A 10,260-nucleotide genomic window follows, 5' to 3' on the forward strand; every position below is an offset into this window, starting at 1 on the left:
CAACAGGTGCATACGGTTATACAATGGCCAGCAACTACAATAAAAATCCACTGTTGGCAACAGTGTTAGTTAAAGATGGCAAATCAGAAATAATAGTAAAAAGACAAAGCTATGAACATATGATTGGAAATGAAATAATTCCAGAATCATTAATGTAAAATTGTAGAAATGTTAAAATTATAAAGAGGTGAAAAAAATGGAATTTACTAAAATGCAGGGTGCAGGAAATGATTTTATAATTATAAACAATATAATACTTAAATTACCTGTAGAAAAATTATCTGCAATTGCAAAAAAATTATGCCAAAGAAAAGTATCATTAGGTGCAGATGGATTTATGGTGGTTGATTTTCCTGACGGTGATGCAGATTTCAAAATGCGATTTTTTAATTCCGATGGCAGCATAGGTGAAATGTGTGGTAATGGAGCAAGATGTATTTCTCGCTATGCATATTTAAATAATATTGCAGGCAAAAAAATGAGGTTTGAAACAACTGCAGGAATAGTCAGCGCAGAAGTTCTTGAAGGAAGGCTTGTAAAAGTATTACTTAATAATCCGGAAGTAATAAAACTTAATAATGATATAGAAATTGATAATGTAAAATATGAATGTTCTTATATAGAATTAGGAAATCCAGGATTGCCTCATGCTGTTGTAAAATATGATGGACTTCAACATGCAAGTGACGGGGATATTTTTGAAACCGGAAGAAAAATAAGATATTATGAAGGTTTTGTCAAAGGAGCTAATGTTAACTTCTTTGAAGTAATAGATGATAATACTGCAATTGTAAAAACATATGAAAGGGGAGTAGAAGATTTAACATTAGCCTGTGGTACAGGTTCAGCATCAACAGCAGTTGCTCTTATACTTAAAGGATACCTAAAAGAGAACAAAGCTAAAATAATTGTTCCTGGTGGAGAATTGTTTATAGAAATAGAAAAAACTGATAATAATGTTGATAAACTTTTTTTGATAGGCGATACAAATATAATTGCAGAAGGAAAAATAATGGACGAGGATCTGATATTCTAATTGTGTTATACTTGTATACAGGATTTGCAAAAGAAGTATATAAATATAGCCTCCTGATTGACAGGAGGCTATATTTATTTCAAAGTATCTTCAGACGCTTTATTTCGTTACATTATTTGAACTTTGTTTATTAATAAAATTTTTAAATATATCAAAATTAACGTTAGTAATTATCAATCCTGTTAATATTACTGATGCGCCAAGCCACTGCATTGCGGACAGCTGTTCTGAAAGTACAATTCTTGCTGTCAATAATCCTGTTATTGGAACCAGAAGAGAAATCGGTGCAACTTTTCCCATAGGATATTTTGCTATCAACTTGCTCCATACACCATAACCGAACAATGTTGCTCCAAATGCCAAATATAATACTGCAAATATAGAGATGCCATTTAAATTGATAACTGCATTCCATAATGTTTGAGGAGTGTCAAGCATTAAAGCGAAAATCAAAAGAGGAATTGGTGGTATGATTCCGGACCAAACTACCAGGCTGAACATATCTAATTTTTCTCCCTTGGCAGCGGCCTTCTCTGAAGCAACTCTTGAAATTATATTTGAAGCAGCCCAGAAAACAGGAGCAGCAGCTGTCAGTACAATAGCTTCTAAAGGAATTGCAGATATTCCGTCCGATACGGCGGCCATTCCAATAATAATAAGTCCTGAAGCTGCAATTAATGATCCGACTATTTGTTTTGCTTTCAATTTTTCCTTTAAAAATAGCAATGCCAAAATTGGCGAAATAAATGCTTGTAACTGTAAAACTATAGAAGCAATACCAGCTGGCATTCCGATTTCCATAGCATAAAACAAACATGAAAACTGCAATACCCCTACAAAGAGTCCGTACAATATAATATATTTCCATTCAGTATTTGGTTTTTTAATAAAAAATACAGCAGGAAATGCTGTTATTATGTATCTTAGAACAACTAGAAGCATTGAAGGGACACCCCCAAGGCCTAATTTGATGACTGTGAAATTTGCTCCCCAAATTATTACAACTAATAATGCAAGTATTATGTCTTTCTTTTTCATATATTCTCCTACTCTAATAATTTATAAATTAAAAATGTACTTTTTCAGCAGTGCGATTAAATATCATCAAATATAACAATATTGTTTTTCATTATACACATTGACAGCTTTAATATCAAGATAAATACAATAAGTTAAAATAGTAACATGAAGCATTCATAAATATGATGTGGAACATTTTACTATGAAAATCGTCATAGTAACAAAAGGAGGTATCAACAGCATGAAAAAAATAAATTATATAGTATGTTTTTTGCTTGTTGTTTTGATGGTTATAACAGGCTGCACATCGCTTTCAAATGATTTGATGGAAGGTATTGAGTCAAAAAATAGGGATGGGGTACCTGCCCCAATGGATGACAATTTAAATAGAGCTATCTTAGATTTTACATGGGATATGTTTAAAAAAAGCAGTGAAAACGAAGGAAACATTATGATCTCAACTCCATCAGTTTATTTTGCTTTAGCTATGACATTAAATGGAGCAGATAATGAAACCAGGACTGATATGCTTAAAACATTGAAGGCTGAAAATATTTCAATAGAACAGTTAAACGCTGGATTAAATGATTGGATGAATTCATTAATGAATGAGGACAGAATTGCGAAATTTTCAATAGCCAACTCAATATGGTACAGAGAAGGTTTTGCAGCGAACAAAGAATTTCTACAGACTAATGCAGATTATTATTCCGCATATGTAAAAAGTGTGGATTTCAGTGACAAAAGTGCGCCTGGTACAATAAATAAATGGGTGGCAGATGCTACTAATGGTAAAATAGATAAAATTGTGGAAGAAATTAATGACGATGTAATGATGTATCTTATTAATGCCATTTATTTTAAAGGTGATTGGAAAGAACAATTTTCAGCCAACAATACATACAAAATGCAGTTTAATTATCCAACCGGCACAGTGGAAACAGATTTTATGAACCGAAGAGGAGATATGGATTATTTGCAGGCAGATGGAGCAACAGGAGTGATTTTACCATACTTGGATGAACAATTTGCTTTTGTTGGAATTTTGCCTGAAGAAGGACAGTCTCCAAAAGAATTCATAAACAATTTGACACCTATGGATTTTATTGAATTAATGAAAAACAAGGAAACCAGAAATATAGAGCTTTCAATTCCAAAGTTTGAAAGCAGCTATGATGACAGTCTGAAAAATGAACTGTCAAAATTAGGAATGGAAACAGCTTTTGATCCAACTAATGCTGATTTTTCATTGATGAAAGAAGATAAAAACAAGGATCTTTACATCAGTGAAGTCATACACAAAACATTTATAAAAGTAGACGAAAAAGGCACGGAAGCTGCTGCTGTGACATCTGTTGAAGTGTCTGAAACATCAATACCTGTAGAAATTCAAAGAGTAGTGTTTGACAGGCCGTTTGTATATGGCATTGTTGATACAACAACCGGGATTCCTCTATTTATGGGGATAATGGAAAATCCAACAATAAAATGAAATCGGGTACAAGTTTATAGTTTTTAAATTCATCTCCTAATACTTTGCATGATAACCAATAATTTTTAATTCAATGCAAAAAATATCTCTAAAAGGACATAATATAAAAACTTAAAAAATTAGAGGTAAATTGATGAATTTAAAATATCCCCGAAAAGCAAGTCTGGGGTGGGTAAGTAAAATAAGAAATCTTCATATTGGAATAGTATTATTGCAATTATTAGGATACTATTTAGCAATCAACATATTGTTTTCTATAGCATATTACTTTTTTGAAGTGCTAAAAAACAAAACTGTATTTTTTGATTATGTTTATTTTTCGTTTATTACATCATTGGCAATTGGGTATGGTGATTTTGTGCCTGTAACAAAAATTGGGAAAGTAATAGTTATAATTCATTCAAGCATTACTGCCATGTATTTTGCTTTAATGATTTCAGTTTTGTCAATTAAAATGCTGTATCCAAGAAATTTAATAAAATTTTCCGAAAAAATAATATACAATCCCACCACAGATATGCTTATTTTTAGAGTTATTAACACTAATAAAGAACCTCTTGTAAATCCTGATTTGAGAATAAGCGTCACAGAACATAACGCCTGGGACAGAAGTGCAGGTGTATTTAATATTTTAACCGATTATTATATCACATATTTAGGGAAACATGATTTTTCTTACACATTTAAAAATACTTTTCAAAATTTCAATGTAATTGAAGAATCAAATAAAGCAAAGGAATATAACAAACAAATAAATTCATTGGAAAGCAGATTCAGGATAAATTTGTCAATAACCGGAAGTTACGGGTATGGAATGCAGCAAATTGCCATATGCAAAAAATACTTTGCTGATGATATAATAATAGGCAAATCATTTAAACCAATAATTTACAACAAAGAAGTTTATACAAAAAAAGAAATTAAATACAACAAAATCAAAAACTTCTGGGAAGATTTTGAAAGCATAGAAAAATAAATTTCTTATCCTCTAAGCGTTGCAATTAGAGCGCTTGTATTTAATAATAAATTAATGCCGTCTTCAATAGATTTAACTAAAATATCAGATTCTTTAAGTAAAGCAGTGCACATTCCTTCTTTTTCTAAAACTGCAACAGAAAGCGATGCTATTTCAAACATTTTTATATCATTATATCCATTTCCGAAACAAATGGTTTTATCTCTTCCTAATTCATCAACTATTTTAGCTTTAAAATCAGCTGCATTATCCTTAGGAAAAGTTTTTAATTTTAAATTTAGTCCCTCACATTCTTTGGCTGCCGAACCATATGTGTCGGCAGTAAGCACATAAACATTTGCCATATCACAAAGAAGAGCTATTTTATCTCTTGTTGATGAAGATATTTTTCCGTTTACAGCAATTGTTCCATTGAAATCAAATACTACGTTTTCGAAGGAGTATGTACATTTTCCCGGTACATTAATATTTATCATAAAATCACCTCAATTAGTTTTTCATATGCATTATCTGGTTTTGCTTAACCGGTTGATAGGCTGAGTTACATCCAACTATTACAATATAACATATATGCATAATAAAACACAATAAAACATTATTATTTCAATTTTGACAATTATAAATTTATTTATAATTTTTTAAGATTTCTGTTGTATAATAGATATATGCAAATAAATATATTTTTAAATAGAATTAATAATATATAAATTATTTTAAGGAGAGACAATGGAAAGATATTATTATGATGAGAATGATAAAAAAGATCTTATTAATAAAGTATTAAATGAATTTTTTGTTCTGTTGCTCATATGTACTATAGGAATGATTATTGGAAAAATGTTTGTTCCACCGCAGTTTGCATTTATTGCAGGCATAGGTTCAATAATAGTATTGATAGTAGCAACAGTTACCAGAAGAAGTGAAAACAGATCGCTTTCAAAGGCAATTATTTATTCAGTGGCATTTTTAATGGGAATTAGCACATTTCCCACAATATTGTACTATGTATCAACCATCGGTTCAGAAATGGTGCTCATATCATTGGGAATAACAACAGTAGTATTCGGCAGTTTAGCATTGTATTCATCACAATCTAAAAGAGATTTTACTTTCTTGGGCGGTACATTGTTTGTAGGACTTATAGCTTTGATTTTAATAAGCATTGTGGGCTTGTTTTTAAGATCAGAAATATATCATCTTGCAATAGCTTGGCTTGGAATACTAATATTTAGCGGATACGTGCTTCATGATATATCATTAATAAAAAATCGTCCGTTTACAGAAGATGATGTACCTAGATTAGCACTTAATTTATTCCTTGATTTTATTAACATATTCATTTATGTATTAAGAATAGTTTCAAGATTTAATAGAAGAAATTAAAGAAGAATTTTTTATCAATTCTTTGACAAATTATACCAAATAGGTTATTATTCAAACAGAGAAAAGATTTGGAGTTTGACGATGAAAATAATTATTTAGGCATAGTGAAAAATTCGTATAAATTTAAAACCACATGTTAATATCATAATTTGATTAAATAGTATGGGGGAAATATTAGTGGATGCTCTTCTTTTAAATCGTAATATTGTAGGATTTCAATATCCGATAATTTATTATAATCAGTAGTTCTATCTTTTTCTCTTATTTGATAAAAATATTCTGAATTATTTTTTTCTTTATGTTCCTCAAGATTTTTAATAAGTTCAATTGGGTTGTCCATGATAACTTTATAAACATTAATTAATTCAGCATTATAATCATTTATAACTGCCTTTTTAGGCTGTAGTGCAAATAAAACAGCACCGCCGCCAACAAACGGCTCATAATAAGTTGAAATATTTCTAGGTATTAACGGTAATATTTCTTTCAACAACTGTCTTTTACCACCAACCCATTTTAGAACTGGTAGTATTAACGGATTTTTACTCATAAATTGAACTCCCCTTTACAAATCATACATAATTATAGCATATCCGTACAATTCGAACAAGTGTTTTCTTTGGTTGAGCAGATGTAATTCTTCCTTGTATATTTCATCATTTTCATCACTAAAGACAAGCCGTTGAAATATATTTTCAGGTAAATCCTGAAGCTCTATTGCCATTACATTTTTCTTACTAAATAATAAAATAGCAGCAAATGGAAAATTTGCTGCTATATTAGGTGCACCCAGCATGGGCGGTAGCTTGACGGTGAAAGTCCGTTATGGGGCTTGATTGCTTGATGGAACAATGAACCATTACCTGTTAGAAGGGTAGAAATATCAAAAGATAACGGGAAGAAAAGACAACTTGGAATACCAACAGTAGTCGACAGAGTAGTACAACAAGCAATAGCACAGATCTTAAGTCCAATATTTGAAAAGACTTTTTCAGATAATAGTTTTGGATTTAGGCCAGGAAGAAGCGCTCATGGTGCATTAAAAAGATGTGACTTCAACAGATTTAGGAGTTCCATAAGGCGGAAACTTGTCTCCACTTTTAAGCATATCATGCTTAATGAACTTGACAAGAAACTGACTAAAAGAGGCCTAAGGTTTGTCAGATATGCTGATGACTGCAACATTTATGTAAAAAGCTGGAGAGCGGCAGAAAGAGTTATGAAAAGCATAACCAAATTTATTGAAGGTGACCTTAAATTGAAGGTCAACACAGATAAAAGCAAAGTGGATAGAACTTGGCGTTGTAAATTTTTGGGGTACACATTTTATCACTCTAAAGATGGTATCAAAATGAGAGTACACGAGAAATCAATAAAGAAACTCAAGGATAAACTACTTTAAACTTGCAGATATTAAACCGTCGTATACCGAACGGTACGTACGCGTGGTGTGAGAGGACGGAAAATAAATTAATTATTTACCTACTACTCGATTTAAAAAATGAGGAACAAACAGATAAATATAAATTATTAAAGCATTATAAAGAAATGGTATAAAATATAATATTTGCTACTATTTCTTGAAATATTTATTAATGTGTGGTAATATGTTTAAAGTAAACCATGCAAGGAGAATAAAAAAATGAGAAAGCAAAAATCCTCATTAGAGGTGAAGTATCAATTAATAAAAGAGAATTTAAGAACTCAGTTAAATATATATTTTAATGATATACAAGCGATTTTCCCGGATTCACCAAAAAGCAGCTTGTATTGGATGCTTTCTAAAATGGTAGATGAAGGCTATTTGAAGAGAGTTCGAAATGGGGTATATTCATTTAATGAAATGAAAGGTAAGTCAGCGGTATATTTGTCAAATATGGCAAGACAAATAAAAGAAATATTAGATGAAGAAGGTTTTGAATATTATATTTCTGGGATGGATGTTTTATCAAAGTTTATGCAACATGTTCCGGAAAACTACCCAATAATTGTTTTTGTTGAAAAAACAGCATATCAAGAGATACTTTGGATTTTACGGGAAAAAAATATAATGGCAACTGAACCTACATTATTTAAAGAAACTTTTTATAACTATATGTATACATCAGAGAAATCAATTGTGATTTTGTACAAGACAGATAATTTTAACTATGAAGAAAATAATATTGCAACAACAGAAAAGGCGTTTATTGATTTGTTTTATGCAATTACAAGAAATAAGTACCCGCTTGCTATTCAGGAATTAGCTAGGGCATATAACAATATGGTAAGGCTTGGAGCAATAGATCAAAGAAAATTAGTTAAAACATCATACATAAGAAATTTACAATATGATATTAGATATATCGTTGAAAGTAAATATATAACTGAAGATGCTCTTGAGTTTGTTAATAATATTAGACGGGAGTATTAAAATTGAAAAACTATAAAGAAAATTTAATTAATTCTGAAGAAGCATTTCATAGAGAAACATATGAAATAAGAATGGCACAATATGGATTTAAGAATATAGAAAGAATGGAAAAATTTTTGTGGGACTTGGAATTGTTTCTACAGATTAAAAACGTTCTTGGGGATAGAATTGTGTTAAAAGGCGGTGCTGCAACACAGTTCTATTTGCCGGTTCTAGCACAAAGAACAAGTGTTGATATTGATATGATATTTAGTGGAACAGTAGAAGAAATTGAAGATGCACTTAATAAAATCACAGAAATATTTAAAAATGAAGAAGGATTATTTGAGTTTCGCAAACATATACCTAAAAATCCTAAAACTAGTCTACCATTATATACATATCATGTTAATGTTCCATCAGTGTTAACACTGGCTGAAATGAGGAGTAAAGATGAAGATCAAGAACCATTTCAAGAGCTTAAAATAGAATTTATTATGCAAGATAACAAGGTGGAATATCAAAATGTAAAGGCAGATAATATATTTGCTGTTAGTAGTGAACTTGAATATCAAATTTTACCAATAAATTATTTGTTTGCAGATAAATTGACTACATTGGGTCCAAACACTATAGGAGTTCAAGATGATCGTATTGACGAACAGATAAAACAATTTTATGATATATGGATGTTGACAAAATATCATATTGACAACTTTGACATTGAACTGATTAGAGATAAGTATGTAAACCGAGCTATACAAGAAAGTAAAAGCCGATTAAGAAAATTTGATTTAAATGAAATTAAAGAAGATGTTATAAAACAGCTTTATAGATTTTCATTTGCAGATGGCGGTGAAGATGTTGATTTAAAGAAAGCAATAAATGATTTTAACGCATTATATTTAAATGCAAAAGTAGTATATAATCCGCAGATAGTTGCATGTGGTGCGGAATTAATTAAACTTATGTATGAAACAATACTTGAAGGAGAAGGCTGGGATATAGTAAAAACAGCTTTATATATTGACAAGCTATTGGACTTGGACGGTTATATAGGAAAAGAAAAAGGACAAAAATCAAAAGAATTAAGAAGTATGTTTATTGATGAATTTGCTTCACATTCTGCTATGAAACCAGAAATATTAAAGGGCAAAAAGCATCATAGAATATTTTGGTCTGTAGTGGATAAAGAAAATATTTATAGAATAAAAGAAATGGTTGAAGATATGCTGGAAATTAACGGTATATGCGTTAAAGATGAAGTTTAATTATCAACATATTGGCAATGTTGTTAAACTTTAATATATTATCAATAGTTGTCTTATAATCCTTAGCAATTTTAAAGAGAGTATTTCTAGGAGTTACAGTATAATTAAAGGTACCAAAATATGCTATCGGTACAATATCCCTTCTTTTATAAATACAATTCATATTATGCTGATTGGCAAATATTGTTAATATACAAGTGTTAGTTAAACAAGAACAACAAGAATCGATAATTCCCTTGCATATTATAAAATTAATCAATATACTTATAGTGATTAGATTTAATCTTTAATAAATACAAAGACACAGGAGTAACCATGAATAATATCAATACTAACATAATTTTATACAGCTCAAAACCTGAAGACGGAAACAGGCTTCAAAAGGAACTTGCAACATATGACTTGCTGGAAAAGCTTAATATTCCATATATAAGGATTGACCATGAAGAAAAAGAAACAATAGAAAGCTGTTCAGATGTGGATTCTGCTTTAGGAATAGAAATGTGCAAGAATTTATTTTTGCGAAATGCACCAAAAACTGAATTCTATTTACTGTTAATGCCGGGAAATAAGAAATTTATTACAAAAAATTTATCAAAACAAATTGGAAGTTCAAGACTTTCATTTGCAGAAAGTGAGTACATGGAAGAATTCCTGAATATTACACCGGGCTCAGTAAGCATACTTGGA

Annotated in this window: 10 protein-coding genes and 3 pseudogenes; 9 read left to right on the top strand and 4 right to left on the bottom strand. The window is 30.3% G+C overall.

The window, feature by feature from the left end; genetic code table 11:
* Both SA378_RS10950 and dapF read left to right on the top strand, forming a co-directional pair.
* Positions 1 to 158 (top strand): annotated as a pseudogene (locus tag SA378_RS10950) (diaminopimelate decarboxylase); the annotation flags it as partial.
* Between the two features lie 38 nt (positions 159 to 196).
* The gene (dapF, locus tag SA378_RS10955) at positions 197 to 1,036 is read left to right on the top strand and encodes a diaminopimelate epimerase (protein ID WP_318526021.1); all 840 of its coding nucleotides are present in this window, start codon (positions 197 to 199) and stop codon (positions 1,034 to 1,036) included.
* A gap of 99 nt (positions 1,037 to 1,135) precedes the next feature.
* Here dapF and SA378_RS10960 read toward each other — a convergent pair whose 3' ends face one another.
* Positions 1,136 to 2,074 carry an EamA family transporter gene (locus SA378_RS10960; protein ID WP_318526022.1) on the bottom strand — a complete coding sequence of 313 codons (939 nt, stop codon included), beginning with the start codon at positions 2,072 to 2,074 and terminating at the stop codon, positions 1,136 to 1,138.
* 223 nt (positions 2,075 to 2,297) lie between these two features.
* Here SA378_RS10960 and SA378_RS10965 point away from each other — a divergent pair, with 223 nt between their 5' ends.
* Both SA378_RS10965 and SA378_RS10970 read left to right on the top strand, forming a co-directional pair.
* Positions 2,298 to 3,548 carry a serpin family protein gene (locus SA378_RS10965; protein ID WP_318526023.1) on the top strand — a complete coding sequence of 417 codons (1,251 nt, stop codon included), beginning with the start codon at positions 2,298 to 2,300 and terminating at the stop codon, positions 3,546 to 3,548.
* Positions 3,549 to 3,681: 133 nt separating this feature from the next.
* Positions 3,682 to 4,524 carry a potassium channel family protein gene (locus SA378_RS10970; protein ID WP_318526024.1) on the top strand — a complete coding sequence of 281 codons (843 nt, stop codon included), beginning with the start codon at positions 3,682 to 3,684 and terminating at the stop codon, positions 4,522 to 4,524.
* Between the two features lie 5 nt (positions 4,525 to 4,529).
* On the opposite strand, the gene SA378_RS10975 is transcribed toward SA378_RS10970, so the two are convergent.
* Complete coding sequence (locus SA378_RS10975) at positions 4,530 to 5,000, bottom strand: HAD family hydrolase (RefSeq protein WP_318526025.1); 471 nt, start codon at positions 4,998 to 5,000, stop codon at positions 4,530 to 4,532.
* 250 nt (positions 5,001 to 5,250) lie between these two features.
* Here SA378_RS10975 and SA378_RS10980 point away from each other — a divergent pair, with 250 nt between their 5' ends.
* Positions 5,251 to 5,907, top strand: coding sequence for a Bax inhibitor-1/YccA family protein (locus SA378_RS10980; RefSeq protein ID WP_318526026.1), 657 nt, complete (start codon positions 5,251 to 5,253; stop codon positions 5,905 to 5,907).
* A gap of 214 nt (positions 5,908 to 6,121) precedes the next feature.
* On the opposite strand, the pseudogene SA378_RS10985 reads toward SA378_RS10980, so the two are convergent.
* Positions 6,122 to 6,457: pseudogene (locus SA378_RS10985) on the bottom strand (DNA adenine methylase); the annotation flags it as partial.
* 15 nt (positions 6,458 to 6,472) lie between these two features.
* Complete coding sequence (locus SA378_RS10990; protein ID WP_318526027.1) at positions 6,473 to 6,703, bottom strand: hypothetical protein; 231 nt, start codon at positions 6,701 to 6,703, stop codon at positions 6,473 to 6,475.
* A gap of 57 nt (positions 6,704 to 6,760) precedes the next feature.
* On the opposite strand from SA378_RS10990, the pseudogene SA378_RS10995 reads away from it, so the two are divergent.
* The 4 genes and pseudogenes from SA378_RS10995 to SA378_RS11010 form a co-directional block, all read left to right on the top strand.
* A pseudogene (locus tag SA378_RS10995) lies at positions 6,761 to 7,303 on the top strand (reverse transcriptase domain-containing protein); the annotation flags it as partial.
* 246 nt (positions 7,304 to 7,549) lie between these two features.
* Positions 7,550 to 8,320, top strand: a complete 771-nt coding sequence (locus tag SA378_RS11000; protein ID WP_318526028.1) for a DUF6577 family protein — start codon at positions 7,550 to 7,552, stop codon at positions 8,318 to 8,320.
* A 2-nt stretch (positions 8,321 to 8,322) separates the two neighbouring features.
* Positions 8,323 to 9,570, top strand: coding sequence for a nucleotidyl transferase AbiEii/AbiGii toxin family protein (locus SA378_RS11005; RefSeq protein WP_318526029.1), 1,248 nt, complete (start codon positions 8,323 to 8,325; stop codon positions 9,568 to 9,570).
* Positions 9,571 to 9,885: 315 nt separating this feature from the next.
* Positions 9,886 to 10,260 (top strand): YbaK/EbsC family protein (locus SA378_RS11010; protein WP_318526030.1); only part of this gene is annotated, 375 nt, incomplete at its 3' end.

The organism is Sedimentibacter sp., from assembly GCF_033447055.1.
Lineage (GTDB): Bacteria > Bacillota > Clostridia > Tissierellales > Sedimentibacteraceae > Sedimentibacter.